Below are 16,930 nucleotides of genomic sequence, written 5' to 3'. Positions count from 1 at the left end.
TTGATCTCCACCAGTGCTTTTGTCCTCTTCGGATTAACGTGCATAATTTATTAAAATATATCCTGAATTTCACCAACTATTTTTCAGTACATTACCAAGAATCAAAAATTCAAGACTTGGAATCTGAAGGCTAAAAATTTAAATTTAATCCTAAAATTTCCAAACTTGCGCGATTGTATGTTGTTTCTTCGATTCAAAATTTTCGCCGCGCTTCGAACAGTGAGAATTTTTTAACGGATTAAATTTAAATTTTCTTAACGCTCCATTTCCCTATGTCATTATTAATACAAAAAATTCATAAATAGCGGTGAAATTTGTTGAAAGAAATTAAAACAAAACTTTATCCTCTTTCCTTAATTCATCAAGATATTTGCTTTTATCATCACGGTAAAATAAATTCATGGTTTCGAAAGGAATCATTTTCAGATCTTTATTCACGATATGAACGCAGGATTTTTTCACAGCACGGACATCAAAATCATGCGCATCCATAAAGTTCATGATGATAATTCTGAATAGGTTATCGTAATCCAGATTGGGTGCGGAAACGTCGGGAAGACAGCACAATAACTGATTAACTTTAGGTTTTACTTTATCTACAGAAATTCCGGTGCTGAAAATATCCAGAAGCTGCATCTGCAATCCGGTATCCTGTTCATAAACAATGGTATTTCGGGTTTCATTGTTCAGTAAATCAGCAGGATTGATGTATCGTGTTAAAGGAATCGTTTCGCCTTCCAGTTTCAGAATATACCCCATCGCCAAAGCATCGGGATTGCACGGAACCGGAATGATATCATCCGAATTCAGCAAAGGAAACTGATTGAGAATTTCCTGTCTTACTTCTGTTAAAGTAATTTTTTCATAAGCTGAATCTTCACGGTTTCTTCCTGCAATTTCTACAGGCTGAAAGGTAATTCCGCGGACACATTTCTGTTTCAGGGCAAAATCAATGATTTTCCCGATTTCAACAATATTTTTATCTTTCTGAAGAACAATAACGAGGGTAGTCGAAAGATTTAAGGCATTTAATTTTTCCAACGCTTTCATTCGTACGTCCGTTAAATCTTTTCCTCTGAAATCTTCCAGAACTTCCGGTTTAAAGGAATCAAACTGAAGATAAATTTCAAATTCAGGAGCGTACGTTGCCAATTTTTCGGCAAAACCGGGATCATTGGCAATTCTTACCCCGTTCGTATTCAGCATCAAATGCTTAATGGGTTTCGACTTCGCAATATCCATGATTTTGAAAAATTCAGGATGGATTGTCGGCTCTCCTCCACTGATCTGAACAACATCAGGTTCGCCTTCATTTTTAACAATAATATCAAACATGGCTTCGATCTCTTCCAGACTTCTGTGGCTTCCGTAATGTGGCGAAGACATCGCATAGCAGGTAGGACAGGTAAGATTACACCGATCCGTTACTTCCACAATAGAAAGGCAGCTATGTTGCTCATGATCAACACATAAACCACAATCGTAAGGACAGCCATATTCTACATCGGTTCCAAAATGCACCGGAATTTCTGATGCTTTATTGTAGTTTCTGATATTTTTATAATACTGAACATCAGAAGCAATTTTAGTTTTGAAAAATCCGTGATCCGGACATCTTTTCGTCATGAAAACCGCTTCATCTTCAATAATGATCTTTGCTCCCACTCTTTTCAGACATTCCGGGCAAAGACTTATGGTATAATCGTAATACGTATAATTTCTTACTGGCATAATTTCGTTTTTACAGGCTAAAACCACAGATGCATCCTCCCGCAATAAACGTAAGAATTCCGATAAGGATTCCGATCAAAGGAACTTTAAAACTGTACTTTTTTTCAGAACTTGTCGCAGACATAATTCCGATGATGATGGCAATTAAAATGGAAATTGCAAAGATGATAAGTCCCAGACAAAGAAATAAGATTCCCAATCCGTTAAGCTCGCTATTTCCAAAATTACCGACTTCTAATAATTTCATGGCTGTTTTTTTTCAATAGATAAATATAGTAAATGATCACTAATAAACATACGATTTGTATTGTGCTCAGATTCAAAATGATATTAAATTTAGGCTTAATAAAATCCAATATGAATCTGAATGAGAAATAAGAAAGCATAAAAAGCTGGAATAAAACTCCGGATCTGTATGTATAATTCTTTTGAAAATATTTCAGCGCGATAAAAACAATCAATAAAAAAAACATTTCGTATAAAGCGACGGGATGTCTGTTGATATGATCTCCTAAATCCATTCCGAACATTGAACGTGTTGGTAATCCGTAAGTTTCCTCGTAAATCCCTGTACAAAAACATCCGATCCTTCCTATAAACATAGCGGTAATCAAAGGATAAACCATTTTGTCACCCGTACTTTCTTTTTTGCCTATGATTTTCTTCATAAGTTCCACTCCAATGAGACCACCTGCCAAACCTCCCACAATGGTATTATTCAGCCAGATGTACATCCAAACGTTTTCAGCTTTCATCAAATCGTAGGGTCTTTCCAGCGAACCAATGATATGGGAACCGAGCAGCGCACCCAGAGTGGCAGCAATAAGAATCAGCAATGAATTGACACTGCTGAATTTCTCTTTATCTTTTCTTTTGGCAAAAGTATAATACCGCATTCCTATAAAAATCCCTAAAGATTCCGTAACGGGATGCAGTAAAACTTCTTTGCCTAAAATATGAAGTGTCAAAGGAAATTCCATGGTTTCAAAAGTATTGTTTTTAATTAAAACTTATTCAATTATTATCCTGATTTTAAAATTGATCTAAACATTTTCTTTAAAATTTTATGTGTGGTCCTTTTGTCTTGAAACAAAAGAACGAAAAGTTCAAGACTTTGAATCTGAATGCTAAAAATTAAAATTCATTCCTAAAATTCCCAAAACTTGCGCGAATTCAATTGGGGTCTTTGATTAAAAATTTGCCTCGCGCTTCAAACAGTGGAAATTTTTTAACGGAATAAATTGTAATTTTCTTAACGCTTCAGCTTCATATGTCGATTTTTCTGATCGTATTTATGATTTAGTAAGCTTCTGAATCAAGATTTAAATTGTATTAAATAATTTTTGATTATCCGCTATTAATTATACTGTTTTTTCTAACGCAAAGGACTCGCAAAGATTCTTTATATACTAACTGTTTTTAAGTTCGCAAAGGCGTTTCACTCAGCAAAGAACTCAAAGATTTTTTCCAATTATGACAAATAACGGACAATCATAAATAATTTATAAAATCCTTTTAAATAAAGATTAGAATCAATCTTTTTCATAATTTTAATTAAAATAATTATCCGAATTATGAGAATAGAATATGATATTAAACTGGGTTTTAAGGATGTAATGTTCCGTCCGAAACGTTCTACCCTGAAATCCCGTTCTGAAGTTGATCTTGAGAGAGAATTTACCTTTAAACATACCCGAAAAAAATGGCAGGGCGTTCCCGTGATTGCTGCCAACATGGATACAGTGGGAACTTTTGAAATGGCAGTGGAACTGGCAAAAGAAAAAATCATCACAGCGGTTCATAAGCATTATTCTGTGGAAGAATGGTCAGAATTTTTAGATTCCCAACCTGAAAACATTTATCAGTATATCGCATTAAGCACAGGAACCGGAAAAGCCGATGAAGAAAAGATAAAAACCATCCTCGAAAGACATCCAAAAATCGAGTTTCTCTGCATTGATGTAGCCAATGGTTATTCTGAGCATTTTGTGGAATTTGTGAAGAAGGCAAGGGCAAATTTCCCAGATAAGATCATCATTGCCGGAAATGTTGTAACCGGAGAAATGGTGGAAGAACTTCTTTTAGTTGGCGCAGACATCATTAAAGTCGGGATTGGTCCCGGTTCGGTTTGTACGACGAGAGTGAAAACCGGAGTGGGATATCCTCAACTTTCGGCAATTATAGAATGTTCCGATGCAGCACATGGTTTAGGAGGTCATATTATTGCAGATGGCGGCTGTAAAGTTCCGGGAGATGTGGCGAAAGCTTTTGGCGGCGGTGCAGATTTTGTAATGTTGGGCGGAATGTTTGCAGGACACGATGAAAGCGGTGGCGAAATCGTGGAAGAAAACGGCAAAAAATACAGACTATTTTACGGAATGAGCTCGAAAACAGCCATGGATAAACATTCAGGCGGTGTTGCAGAATACCGGGCTTCGGAAGGAAAAACCGTAAAAGTAGCTTATAAAGGTCCGGTTCTGGATACGGTAAAAGATATTTTAGGCGGCGTTCGTTCTACCTGTACTTATGTGGGCGCTTCCAAACTGAAAGAACTGTCGAAAAGAACAACTTTCATCAGAGTGCAGGAGCAGGAAAATCAGGTATTTAAAGATTAACAATTGAACAAAATATTTAATATTACAAACGGTGATTGTCTCGCTGAGCAATTGAAGGAAACAACCATTTCCGGCGAGATGATTATCTGTAGAGAAGCTTTAGTTGCAGGTTCTTTACAGGCTGAAAATCTGGATGTTTTCTGGAAGGTAAGATCAGAATTTATTGCTGAAAATTATGGTGATGCAAAAGAAAATTATTACCGTAAAGTGGTTTCAGAATGTAATAAGATGATGCAGATTCCGGAAGATTCTGAGGTATATCTTTGGTTTGAAGATGATCTTTTTTGTCAGGTTAATATGTGGTTTTGCTTAACGCTTATTCCGAAGGATAAAAATATCAACATCTACAGGATTTTCCCAAAAGCATCGAAAGAAAATCAATGGAAGGGATTTTCGGATTCTGACCGTTTTGATTTGGAAGAAGCATTAACCTCAAAAGTTTTATTTAAACAAAAGGATCTTGAATTGGGACTGAATTTATGGGAAGCTTATCAAAGTAATCGTCAAAATAAATTAAAACAACTTTCTGAAATTCAATCTGATTGCTTTCGTTTTTTACCTGAATTAATTACCGTTTATCAAAACATTAATCCTGAAGTATTTATTAAAAATTTAATACAGAACGGCATAACAGATTTTAGTGAAGTTTTTGAAAAGTTCCGTGATGAGCTGGGAATTTTCGGATTCGGAGATTTGCAGGTGAAGCTTATTTATGACAAAGTTTTTCAGGAAAAATAGCACTTATTTTACAACAATGCTTTTCTTGTTGAAATATTTTTCCAACTGATCATTAACGTACTTTTTCTCTTCTTTAGCGGAAGACAATTCATCAAAATACAGTACTTTCGGTACTTCTCTTATTTTATCAATCTTTAAAGAGTCTTCTTTTGAATTTTGAATTAAAGAAATTCTGCTTTTTATTTCTTCATCATACGCTTTCAGATCTGTTACAGCGATTTCCTGAACGAAATTATTCATGTTATAATCTATGTTAAAACCCGAATAATTCTTATTGAAAAAATCTGTTTCCGGCAGAAAAATAACTAAAAAACTGATCCACCAAAATCTTTTTAAATTCTCCTTTTTGTATAGTAAAATGAAAGAAAATGTGCTTAAAAAGAAGATGACAATATTATCGTTTTGTCTTCCTACAATATTGATCAGATAGCCCAAAAACATTAAAGGCAGCAATGAAATCATGCAGATTATACAGGCTTTGGTAAAGTTAATTTTGCTTTTTAAGATCGTAAATTCTTCGAAAAATATGGCAGTAAACAAAGGAATAAGAAATACTGTTTTTATAAAAATATACCCAAAATTAAAAGTGAAAAAAGCCGCTCTTTTGGTCCATATCCAATAAAAAGCATCATCAGATTTTACCATTCTGTTAAAATTTCCGGGAGCTAAAAAACTGATAAGAAATCCAATAATTCCTATGGTTAAAAGAATTTTCTTTTCCTTTGATGGTTTCTCAAAACATATAAAGCTCAATACTCCTAACAAAAGCAACGCGATGATTTCATTTGCCCCCATCAGAATAAAAATGATAACAGTGCTTAAAAAGAACCACCATTTTTTGTGTGATTGCTGAAACTTTCCATAAAAAAAGAATAAAAGACCTGATAAAATAACCGGCAGGAAATAGACATTAGAGCCCGTAATCCAAAAATAATGTTCCGGTAAACTGATTAATCCAACCGTATAAATAAAAAACAATAACAGACTCTTTCTGAGCGCTTCAGCAAAGGAATAATTAAAATACAGTCTGAAATTTAAAATAATGACTGCAAGAAAAGAAGTGAGTAAAAATACAGGATAAATTTTCGGGAGTATATTTAGCGGATCTTTTGAAACAGGATTTAGCATATTAATGGTATAGCCAAAATATCTTCCTCCCCAATGCATATAAAAATCGCATACATTCCCGAGAAATCCTAACTTCTTTGTTCCGTAGGAATAGATATAATCATCGGTCTGATACACATTAAAAAAGGAAATGTAAACCAGACCGATTAGTAGTAAAACCGACAAGAATAAGGTAATATTCTGTACCGTTTTCATATTTTATGTCAACAGACCTCCGTCAACATTTAACGTCTGTCCTGTAACGTAAGAAGACATTTCGCTTCCTAAGAATACACACGCATTTGCGATATCTCTGGTCTGTCCCAGTTTTTTCATCGGGATAGCTTCGTTCCATTTTTCTTTTGCTTTATCATCTAAAGCATCCGTCATTTCAGTCTGGATGAATCCCGGAGCAATTGCGTTGCAACGGATGTTTCTGGAACCCAATTCCAGCGCTACAGATTTTGTAAAACCAATAACTCCCGCTTTAGAAGCTGCATAGTTTGCCTGTCCTGCATTTCCGCTGATTCCTACTACAGAAGTCATGTTGATGATTGATCCTGCTTTTGCCTTCATCATGGGCTTAATTACCGCTTTGGTAAGATTGAATACAGAATCCAGATTTACTTTCATTACTTTATCCCAGTCATCTTTCGACATTCTCAAAAGCAGATTATCTTTTGTAATTCCTGCGTTATTTACCAAAATATCAATTTTCCCAAACTCAGCGATTACTTCATCCACTAAAGTCTGAGCCGCATCAAAATCTGATGCATCAGACTGATACCCTTTAATTTGAGTTACAGAACTTAAAGTTGCTTCCAATTCCTTCGCTTTTTCTACAGATCCGGCGTAAGTAAATGCTACTTTTGCACCCTGTTCGGCGTACATTTCGGCAATTCCTTTTCCGATTCCTCGTGTAGCTCCCGTAATTAGCGCTACTTTTCCTTCTAATAGTTTCATATATGACAATTATTTTTCTTTATAACGTATTCGCCTTTTGAAAGTTGGCTAATATACAGTATTTAATTTTACAGAAATAAAACAGTGCGCAAAGATATTACAAAATGTTATTCAATGCATTTTAAATCACTTTTTTAGCGAAAATTTATGCCTGTTTTTTATCATGAACGCACATCATGTACGTTAATCGATAAAACTTCTGTCTTTTTGCTCTGTAAAATAGATGAATTCTGTTTCTTTTCCTTTGGTAAGTTTAATGCCTTTTTTATCCGGAAAAAACTTATCGTAGACAATTTCCGTTAAAGGTTCATTTTTGTCGTTGGTAACGCCGAATTTATTATCTTTTTTCACCACAAATTCGTTAACACCCAAAAATGTTGTGATGTCATCGTAGACAAAAGGTACAATTTCATTTCCGCTTTCGTCCATCATCCCGTAAAAATTATCTATGTTTTTCCCGACTAAAGTAGGATAAAGTTCAAAAGGCTTTACTTCTTTAAATCCTTTCAGCTCTTTATAATTTCCTGTTTTAGGAGAAAATGTGTAAAAGGTTTCGTTTCTATTAACAATCAATGTATTGGGGAATATTTTTTCGATTTCGTAATCGTCATTCAGGATATTTTTTAAATTTTTATCCAGAATTTTTTCTTCTTCATCTTTTCTCAGATAGAGATATTTTTCTCCGGCAATGTTCAGCCCTTCTACCCTGTCGTATTCCTTTGGAAAAACCACTTCTCCGTTTAAACGGACAACGGCAGTTTTTGGATTTTTCTGATCCTGAGAGGTTTTAAACAAACCATTGAAAAGTGGGTTTACATAATGATAATCAAGATCATACACCTTCCCTTCCTTCTTAGAAAAAATACTTACTTTATCTTCTCTGGTAAGGTAAATGTATTCTCTTCCCACGAAAGCCTGTTCATACATTTCATCGGCAATGATGTTTTCTTTTTCATCAATAATTCCGTATTTATTTTTAGAAGTATCTAAAGTTACCAAATAAGGAAACGCATTGATATTGTCTACGTTATGTTCCGAAATGGTGCTTAAGGTTTTACCATTATTATCAATAACTTCTCCGGATTTTTCACCTTTCGAAAGATAAGCCCTGCCTTTGTAGAAACGAAGATCATCTGTAAACAGTCGGTCTGAAATTTTCTTTCCATCAAAATCATAAATCAGCCACATTCCATTATTTTTAACAAAAAATCTGTTTTCGCTTCCAAAAACTATCTTTTCTGAGAATGGGATAATTTCTTTCCCGTTAAAATCGTACACACAGTCTTTTCCTTTTTTTGAATAAATAAGCCTGTCTTTATTTTCCCAGGTTCTGAATTTGAAAAGATCCATCGGAATAACTTCCTTTCCTAAAGCATCGATAATCGCTGTTTTTCCATTGGAATTTCCCGCTTTTACCCTCAAAACAAACCTGTTTTTCCATAAATGCGAAATTTCACTTTTTGAAGGATACTCAAAAGTGATATTGCCCAGAGAATCTACAATTCCGGACTTTCCGGTTTTGGCATCAGAAATCATTCCGTATCCTTTGGAATAGAAACAGACTTCTTTGCCTATTTTTTTTGTTAAAAGTATCTGTTTGTACTGGTCCGTCTGCCCGAAACAGACCGACGAAAGCAGCACGAAAATTAAATTTTTCAATTAAATGGAATTATTTACGATGAGAACAATCTCACCTTTTAACGTTTTGCTTTTGGAAAACTCAATGAGTTCAAGAATTGTTCCGCGTTTGGTTTCTTCGAACTTTTTGGAAATCTCACGGCTTAAGCTAACCTTGGTTTCTTCGCCGAAAAATTCTTTGATCTGCTCCAGTGTAGTATTGATTTTATGGGGACTTTCGTATAAAACGATCGTTTTTTTCTCTTCTGCGAGTTGTTTCAGCTTCGTTTGTCTGCCTTTTTTCTGGGGAAGAAATCCGGCAAAAAGAAATTCGTTATTCGGTAATCCTGAAACCACCAAAGCCGGAACAAAAGCCGTTGCTCCCGGTAAACAGATCATTTCAATATGATGATCGGAACCTGCTTTTGCCAACAAATAACCCGGATCTGAGATTCCGGGAGTTCCTGCATCGGTAATAATCGCAATATTCTGACCGCTTTTAAGGTCTGTAATCACTTTTTCCGTTGTCTGATGCTCGTTGTGTAAATGATAGGATTTTAAAGGCTTGGAAATCTCGAAATGCTTTAAAAGAATTCCGGAAGTTCTTGTGTCTTCGCATAAAATATAATCAACCTCTTTCAGCACATTTACCGCTCTGTAGGTCATATCTTCGAGGTTCCCGATCGGTGTAGGAACAAAATATAAGATTCCGCTCAAAATTTATTTTATAAAAATTTATTTTCCACCAATATCCACAGTCTCTGTGCATATTCGTCCACTTTACTCCATTTTTTGGCATAATAAAGATCACTCAGGTATTCTTTTGCCTCCTCCAGTGTTCTGAAACTGTTCAGGTTATTTACCACTTCATTCAGCTCCGTCTGGCTTCCTCCGAATAATGTTTTTGTGAAAGCAATCCTGTCGTTCAGATCGAGTTTAAACTCAGGTTTTTTCTTTTCCGCTTCCATAAACTCGGTTGGAATATTGGTTTTCAAAATACTTCCCGGGTCTTCTTTTTTCTCAACAGGAATTGTTTTTTCTGTTGACACTCTTTCAAGATGGTCATCATCAAAAAGCGACTGTACCGCTTTCAGACCTTTGATATTTGCCAGTTTTATCTTCTTTTCATGATAGGCTTCAAGATTTTCAAAGCTTTCATCAGATTTTAAGTGTTCTTTCTCTTCAGAAACAGGTTTATTAATCTCAACAATTTTTCTTCTGTCATTAATTTCTGCTAAAATAGGCTGCTCTTGCTTTTCTTCAACAACTGCTTCATTTTTAATTTCGTTAACAATGTTTTCAGCATTTGAAGTATCGGTCGCCAATTCGCCCTGTTCCATCATTGTGCGGGAAGAATACTGATTATCATTTTCTTCCACTAAAATTTCTTCATTTTCATCTAAAACTTCCCCGTCGAAAATACTCGGGATTTTTTCAGATTCTTCTTCATTTTTATACTGATAATTGTTCTGAATTTTCTCTTCTTCATCAAAATCATTCAGAATATCTCCACGATTGTCCGAAATTTCGTTTTCAAATTCATCAATTTCATTCAGTTGATGATTAAAAATAACTTCTTCTTCCGTTTTGCTGTCATTAAAAATTTCTTCCGAGATTTCTTCATCATTTTCGGGTTCAGAATTTGCCAGAATTCTTTCTTCATCCACAAAATTCAGATCCGCTCCGCTGTTTTCAGAAGTTTCATATTCATCCAGTTCATTTAACTGAGCATTGAAAACATCTTCATTCTCTTTCAGATCATTCTGAATTTCATCCTGCGAATTTTCCTCTGCAAAATTAACTAAAGTTTCGTGAAGTTCACCTTCTACAATCTCATTTAACTGATTATTGAAAATTGCCTCTTCTTCAGTGACTTCAGTTGAATAATTTCCGGATTCGCTTCCGTCAATTTCATTAAGCTCATTATTGAAAATAGCTTCTTCTTCCGTTACTTCACTGCTGAAATCATGGGGTTCCTGCAAAGGAGGGGGTGAAGAAAATTTTTCTTTATTTTCTGAAATCAGCGAAGAATTTTCACTTCCGAAATACTCTAAATTTTTTTCCAGCAGACGCAGAAACGAAATCCTGTTGGCAAGCTCTTCTACAAGATCCTGCTTTGACGAAAGTTCGTCTACGTTGCTTATTTTATCCAAAATACCAATGATATTCTTGGATTCAAAAAAAATCTTTTCCTTTAAATCTTGGATGTTCTGCATAGAAGAATCTTGTTAAAATTGCTTACTTTTGAAGTTAAAAATATACGGCTAATTTAACAAATGTTTTTAGAAAATACAATTAATCATTCCAAACAAAGTGGTTGGATGGAAGTTATTTGTGGCTCAATGTTTTCCGGAAAAACCGAAGAGTTGATCCGAAGGCTGAGAAGAGCTGAAATGGCAGGGCAGAATGTAGAGATTTTTAAACCTAAACTGGATACCCGATATTCGGATGAAGATGTGGTTTCGCACAATCAGAATAAAATCCGAAGCACGGCGGTAGAAAATCCCAGCGAAATTCTTTTGCTGGCTTCCAACTGTCATGTAGTGGGAATTGATGAAGCGCAGTTTTTTGATGAAAGCATTGTGGATATAGCCAATCAACTGGCAAATGGCGGAATAAGAGTAGTTATTGCAGGTCTGGATATGGATTTTCTCGGAAGACCTTTCGGACCGATGCCCAATCTGATGGCAACTGCAGAATATGTAACAAAAGTACACGCGATCTGCAGAAGAACAGGAAATCTTGCCAATTATTCTATGAGAACTTCCGCAGGAAAGGATCTTGTAGAACTCGGAGAAACAGAATCTTACGATGCGGTAAGCAGAAGAGTTTTTGTGGATGAAGTTTTGAATAAAAAAGAGATTTAATATCAAATTTATTATTAATTTTGTTTAAAATTTAATAGTGAAAACTATCAGAAAATGATATTAGAGATTAAAAATTACATCAAGATCAGCAATTCTATTGACGAGATTCTGAAAAATTCGCCTTTCAAAATGAAATACATCATTGAAAAAAGCGGAATTTCCGAGCCTACGTTTTTCAGAAAGATGAAAGAGAAAAAATTTCTTCCGGAGGAATTGCTGAAGATTGCGGAGATTATAGAACCGGAAAAAATTTCGCATGATGATATTCTCAATGCTATTCAGGAAGGTTTAGACGACGTAAAAAACGGCCGGATAACCGAACATATGGCAGTGATGAATGAAGCAAAGGAAAGAATTGCAAAAAAGAAAAATGAATATTTTTTGGACAAATAGAGCCAAATCGGATTTAGAAATTCTAGAAGATTTTCTTATTGAAAACTGGGGGTTCGATGTTTTGGAAGACTTTTATGAAATTTTAGAAAGAAAAATTTCTTTGCTTGAAAATGGAAATCTTATTCATCAGAAATATGAAGACACAGCGTTTCACAAATTACTAATTACGAAACACAACTCTATCATTTATGAAATTTCAGGAAATCAAATAAATCTTTTAAATATGATTAATAACTTCCGAAATCCTGATTCTAATTATAACCTAATTACAGAAAAGTAGTTTATGAACTACACGACAAACCATATCGCAGAAATCACCAATGCGAAGATTATTGGAGACAAAAATATATTGATCAGGAATATAGCTTTCGACAGCAGAATTATTTATTCTACTAAAAATACTGCGTTTATAGCAATCAATACTCCAAAAAATTCCGGGGAAAAGTTCATTGAATCTGCGGTAGACCGTGGAATAAACGTCATCATTTCCGAACATCATCATCCGCAGTTTGAAGATATTACATGGATCATTGTTGAGAATTCTGTGGAATTTCTTCAAAAATTAGCTAAATTTCATTTTGAAAATGCTCATTTAAAATCCGTCGGAATTACAGGAAGTAACGGAAAAACAATTTTAAAAGAGTGGCTGTATCAATGTCTGTGGAATGAATTTCCAACGGTAAAAAGCCCAAAGAGTTTCAATTCCCAGATCGGACTTCCGCTTTCTCTGCTTCAGATTAATAATTCTCATCAATTAGGAATTTTTGAGATAGGTATTTCCAAGCCAAACGAAATGGAAAAGCTCGAAAATATTTTCCATCCGCAGATTGGTTTGCTTACCCATATCGGAACTGCTCATCTTGCCAACTTCCAATCGGAAGAGGAGCTGATTGATGAAAAGATCAAATTATTCAAACATTCTGAAACGGTTATTTATAATGGAGATAATCCTTTGGTTGACAAAAAGATAAAAGAATTATATTCAGGTAAAAAATTAATTTCTTACGGCTTTAAAGAATACAATCAGGTCTATTTCAAAAACAATATTTTGAAAAACGAAGAGGTAACGGTGCATTATTTCGACGAAGAAATTTCTTTTCCGGTTCATCAGAGGGATGAAGCGACTTTAACGAATGCTTTGGCGCTTGTAACGGTTTTAAAGGAACTTGGTATTGAAAACAAAAAGATCGTCGAAAAAATCAACGCTTTAAAGGCCGTTGAAATGAGGCTTGAAGCGATTGAAGGAATTAAGAATAATATTGTCATCAACGATTCTTTTAACCTTGATCTTGATTCTCTGAAAACCGCGCTTCAATTTCTTAATGAATACAACAAACCGAAAAAATCTCTGGTTCTTACAGATATTGTAGGGGTAAATTCTAATTCGAAAGAACTGTATGAAGAAGTCTCCGAGCTTGTAAACGAGCAGAAATTTGATTCTGTTTTCCTGATCGGTGATGAAATATCAAAATTTAGTGAATTATTTAAAGCTAAAACTTTTACTTTCATCAATACGCAGGAATTAATTGAAAGTAAACACCTTACAGAAATTGAAAATCAGATCATTCTATTAAAAGGGGCAAGAAAATTTGAGATCGAAAGACTTAAAGATCTGCTTGAACTCAGAAAACACGATACAGTTTTAGAAATTAATTTGAATGCTATTCTTCATAACATCAATTACCATAAATCTTTACTAAAGCCATCCACAAAAATGATGGCGATGGTAAAAGCAAACTCTTATGGTTTAGGAAGTTATGAGATTTCGGAATTTTTGCAGCATCATCACATAGATTATCTTGGAGTCGCTTTCGTTGATGAAGGTGTAGAACTCAGAAAAAAAGGAATTACGGTTCCTATTGTGGTCATGAATCCTGAACAGCACAGTTATGAAACGGTGATTGCTTACAATCTGGAACCGGAAATTTACAGTTTCAGAGTTCTGGAATTATTCTATGAAGCGGTTCAGAAATCAGGATATGATAAGAAATACCCGATCCACATCAAACTGGAAACAGGAATGCATCGTCTTGGTTTTAAAGGTAATGAACTGGATCAGTTAAGCGAGACTTTAAATTCAATGAATGTAAAAGTTCAGAGTATTTTCAGCCATCTTTCATCATCTGATTTACCGGATGAAAAAGAATTTACCTTACATCAGCTAGAAACCTTTGAGAAAAATTCCAGCTATTTGATAGAAAAATTGGGGTACACTCCTATCCGACATATTTTAAATTCTTCAGGAATTACAAATTACACCAATCATCAGTACGATATGGTAAGAATCGGTATCGGAATGTTAGGAGAATCACCAAATAGTGAAATACAGAAACAGTTAAGATCTGTGGTAAGTTTTAAAACGGTAATCTCTCAAATTTCTACGGTAGAAAACGGAGAATCAGTAGGTTACAGCCGTCGATTTAAAACAGATCATCAGACAAAAATAGCCACTATTCCTGTAGGATATGCCGATGGAATCCCAAGATTAATCGGAAACCAAGTCGGAAATGTAGGAATCCACAAAACCCTTGCTCCGATTGTAGGAAGCATCTGTATGGATATGATGATGATTAACGTAGATCATATCCCGAATGTAAAGGAAGGAGATACTGTTACCGTTTTTAACGCAAAACCAAGTTTAAAAGAATTCGCAGACTACTGCAAAACAATAACCTATGAAGTTTTAACCTCCATTTCGCCACGCGTGAAACGGATTTATATTAAAGATTAGCCTATGAGAAAGCTCCTGATTATTTTATTTGCCTTTCAATTGCTTCTGATTCAGTCTCAGGTAAAGAAAGATCTCGTTATTCCGAAAAATCCCAAAATAGGACTTTCTCTTGCAGGAGGCGGAGCTAAAGGATTTTCTCATGTAGGCGTACTTAAAGTACTGGATTCTCTGGGCGTAAAAGTAGATTATATTGCAGGAACAAGTATGGGAGCCATTGTCGGCGGACTGTACGCTTCAGGATATTCCGGAAAAGAGATAGAAAAGATTGTAATGGACACCGATTTCTATTCTTTAATCACTGATCCCAAAGCAAAACGACAGGAAACAACTTTCTTTAATAAATCCGTTGACAAATATCTTTTGTCTATTCCTCTTAAAAACGGAAAAATAACCCTGCCCTCTTCCATCAGTTCCGGACAGAAAAATGTCTATCTACTGAAGGAACTCTTCAAAAATGTCTCCAATATCGACGATTTCTCAAAACTTCCCATTCCTTTTATGTGTGTCGCCACCAATCTGGAAAGCGGCAATATGCAGATTTTTGAAAAAGGAGATCTTGTACAGTCGATTATGGCAAGTTCTGCATTTCCGTCACTCATGGATCCTGTAAAAATTAACGACAGTATTTATATTGACGGAGCGATGACGGTAAACTATCCTTCCAAACCTTTAAAAGATAAAGGAATTGATATCGTTATCGGGGTAGATCTCAATCAGGATCTTTCCAAACGTGAAGATCTGAACAGTATTATTGCCATCCTGAATCAGGTCATCGATTTCGGAATTAAAAAAGATACCAAAAGACAGTATCAATATACCGACATCAACATCAAGCCTAATTTAACAGGCATGACCGCTACAAGTTATGATGATAAGAAAAAAATTCTCGACAGCGGCTACGTAGAAGGCTTAAAATACGTCGATATTCTCGATCAGCTACCCAAGAGACCTTTCGACAGAATCAGACAGCAAATGAGCCCTATTTATTCCAATGTCTATAAAATCGACAGTCTCGAGATCGAAGGAAGCAGAATTTACGGTAAAAATTATGTTTTAGGGAAAATGGGACTGCGGCTTCCTTCTCTTCAAACCTACGGAAGCATCAATAAACAGATTGATAAATTAGTCGCCACCAACAATTACAAATTCATCAATTACGATATTATTTCCGGAAACAATTCAAACTATCTTAAGCTCTACGTTACCGAAGACGATACAAGACACTTTCTAAAATTCGGTTTACATTACGACGAAATTTTCAAAACCGGACTTCTTTTAAATTATTCAGCAAAACGACTTTTATTCCGAAATTCAAATCTTTCCCTTGATGTTGTTGTGGGAGACAAACCCCGATATTATTTAAACTATTTTATTGATAACGGATATATTCCGGGTTTCGGAATTTATTCTTCGGGAATGAGCTTTAGTTTAAAAGACGTCAATAACAACGAAGTAGACAAATGGTTCTGGCTGAGAAATGAAGCCTACCTCCAGTCAATCTGGAAAGATAAATTTGCCATCGGCGGCGGAATCAGTCACGATTATTTCGAAGCAGAATTCAACGGAGACAATAAAAGATACAGCAGATTTCTCAATCCGTACGTATTTCTGAAAAGCGATACCCAAAACGACAGAGACTTCCCTACCCGCGGAATTTACATTAACGCAGAAGGAAAAGTAATCGATCTACTAAAATCGGAAGTAGAAAAAAGACTCGTTCAGGTAAAAGCAGATATCAGAATAAATCTTCCTCTTTCAAAACAGTTTTCCTACAGACTCAATCTTTACGGAGGAATCACCATCGGAGAAAACCTTCCCGACTTTTACAAATACAGACTGGGCGGAATTTTTGAACAGAATATCGTAAACTACAGAAGCTTTTCAGGATTTTATTTTGCTCAGCTAAACAGCAATAATGTGGTTTTAATTTCAAACGACCTTCAGTTTAAATTCAATAAAAACTATTTCCTGAGCGGAAACTTTTCTTTTGCCAATCTTTCCAATGATATAACCTTTGAGGATGCGGTAAAATTAAACTTCAGTTCAGTAGGATTAACGGCTGGATACAAATCTCCTTTCGGGCAGATTAAAATCAACTTCAGCCATTCACTTAAAAACAATCAAAAAGGCATATTCAGTGTTATTTTAGGACACTGGTTTTAATTACG

15 protein-coding genes are annotated in these 16,930 nt (G+C 35.1%); 7 read left to right on the top strand and 8 right to left on the bottom strand.

Going from position 1 to position 16,930, the window contains the following annotated elements:
• Positions 1–327 precede the first annotated feature (327 nt).
• Genes DD829_RS01480 through DD829_RS01470 form a run of 3 tightly spaced genes read right to left on the bottom strand, consistent with a single transcriptional unit; the run spans position 328 to position 2,711 of the window.
• Positions 328–1,731 (bottom strand): radical SAM protein, encoded by a 1,404-nt coding sequence (locus DD829_RS01480; RefSeq protein ID WP_108411693.1) that lies wholly within the window; start codon positions 1,729–1,731, stop codon positions 328–330.
• A 10-nt stretch (positions 1,732–1,741) separates the two neighbouring features.
• A complete protein-coding gene (locus DD829_RS01475) occupies positions 1,742–1,978 on the bottom strand; it encodes a hypothetical protein (protein WP_076391037.1) in 237 nt (78 codons plus the stop codon).
• Positions 1,956–2,711 carry a prolipoprotein diacylglyceryl transferase gene (locus tag DD829_RS01470; protein ID WP_108411692.1) on the bottom strand — a complete coding sequence of 252 codons (756 nt, stop codon included), beginning with the start codon at positions 2,709–2,711 and terminating at the stop codon, positions 1,956–1,958. Before DD829_RS01470 ends, DD829_RS01475 begins: the two co-directional genes overlap by 23 nt.
• Before the next feature lie 594 nt (positions 2,712–3,305).
• Here DD829_RS01470 and DD829_RS01465 point away from each other — a divergent pair.
• Positions 3,306–4,346, top strand: coding sequence for a GMP reductase (locus DD829_RS01465; RefSeq protein ID WP_076391039.1), 1,041 nt, complete (start codon positions 3,306–3,308; stop codon positions 4,344–4,346).
• Positions 4,347–4,349: 3 nt separating this feature from the next.
• On the top strand, positions 4,350–5,084 hold the full coding sequence (locus tag DD829_RS01460; protein ID WP_108409200.1) for a DUF1835 domain-containing protein: 735 nt from the start codon (positions 4,350–4,352) through the stop codon (positions 5,082–5,084).
• A 3-nt stretch (positions 5,085–5,087) separates the two neighbouring features.
• On the opposite strand, the gene DD829_RS01455 is transcribed toward DD829_RS01460, so the two are convergent.
• The 5 genes from DD829_RS01455 to DD829_RS01435 all read right to left on the bottom strand — a co-directional run bounded on the left by DD829_RS01455 (position 5,088) and on the right by DD829_RS01435 (position 10,987).
• Positions 5,088–6,407 carry a DUF6056 family protein gene (locus DD829_RS01455; RefSeq protein ID WP_108409199.1) on the bottom strand — a complete coding sequence of 440 codons (1,320 nt, stop codon included), beginning with the start codon at positions 6,405–6,407 and terminating at the stop codon, positions 5,088–5,090.
• A gap of 3 nt (positions 6,408–6,410) precedes the next feature.
• A complete protein-coding gene (fabG, locus tag DD829_RS01450) occupies positions 6,411–7,154 on the bottom strand; it encodes a 3-oxoacyl-[acyl-carrier-protein] reductase (RefSeq protein ID WP_087706694.1) in 744 nt (247 codons plus the stop codon).
• Between the two features lie 183 nt (positions 7,155–7,337).
• Positions 7,338–8,813 (bottom strand): WG repeat-containing protein, encoded by a 1,476-nt coding sequence (locus tag DD829_RS01445; RefSeq protein WP_116547459.1) that lies wholly within the window; start codon positions 8,811–8,813, stop codon positions 7,338–7,340.
• A complete protein-coding gene (rsmI, locus tag DD829_RS01440) occupies positions 8,814–9,488 on the bottom strand; it encodes a 16S rRNA (cytidine(1402)-2'-O)-methyltransferase (protein ID WP_076391044.1) in 675 nt (224 codons plus the stop codon). It lies immediately after the preceding gene.
• 8 nt (positions 9,489–9,496) lie between these two features.
• Positions 9,497–10,987, bottom strand: a complete 1,491-nt coding sequence (locus DD829_RS01435) for a hypothetical protein (protein WP_108408669.1) — start codon at positions 10,985–10,987, stop codon at positions 9,497–9,499.
• 60 nt (positions 10,988–11,047) lie between these two features.
• Between DD829_RS01435 and DD829_RS01430 the strand changes: the two genes are divergently transcribed.
• From DD829_RS01430 to DD829_RS01410, 5 genes are read left to right on the top strand one after another with little or no spacing between them, the layout of a single operon-like run.
• The gene (locus DD829_RS01430) at positions 11,048–11,638 is read left to right on the top strand and encodes a thymidine kinase (protein WP_076391046.1); all 591 of its coding nucleotides are present in this window, start codon (positions 11,048–11,050) and stop codon (positions 11,636–11,638) included.
• A gap of 54 nt (positions 11,639–11,692) precedes the next feature.
• Entirely contained in the window at positions 11,693–12,031 is a 339-nt protein-coding gene (locus tag DD829_RS01425) for a hypothetical protein (protein ID WP_076391047.1), read from the top strand.
• Positions 12,009–12,311, top strand: coding sequence for a type II toxin-antitoxin system RelE/ParE family toxin (locus tag DD829_RS01420; protein WP_108408670.1), 303 nt, complete (start codon positions 12,009–12,011; stop codon positions 12,309–12,311). The genes DD829_RS01425 and DD829_RS01420 overlap by 23 nt, the downstream gene beginning before the upstream one ends.
• Before the next feature lie 3 nt (positions 12,312–12,314).
• On the top strand, positions 12,315–14,762 hold the full coding sequence (locus DD829_RS01415; protein WP_108408671.1) for a bifunctional UDP-N-acetylmuramoyl-tripeptide:D-alanyl-D-alanine ligase/alanine racemase: 2,448 nt from the start codon (positions 12,315–12,317) through the stop codon (positions 14,760–14,762).
• A gap of 3 nt (positions 14,763–14,765) precedes the next feature.
• Positions 14,766–16,925, top strand: coding sequence for a patatin-like phospholipase family protein (locus DD829_RS01410; protein ID WP_076391050.1), 2,160 nt, complete (start codon positions 14,766–14,768; stop codon positions 16,923–16,925).
• The last annotated feature ends 5 nt before the right edge of the window (positions 16,926–16,930 follow it).

Origin of the sequence: Chryseobacterium sp. HMWF035 (genome assembly GCF_003094695.1) — a bacterium.
GTDB classification, from domain to species: Bacteria; Bacteroidota; Bacteroidia; order Flavobacteriales; family Weeksellaceae; genus Chryseobacterium; species Chryseobacterium gambrini.
This window is presented reverse-complemented; position numbering and strand designations above follow the sequence as displayed.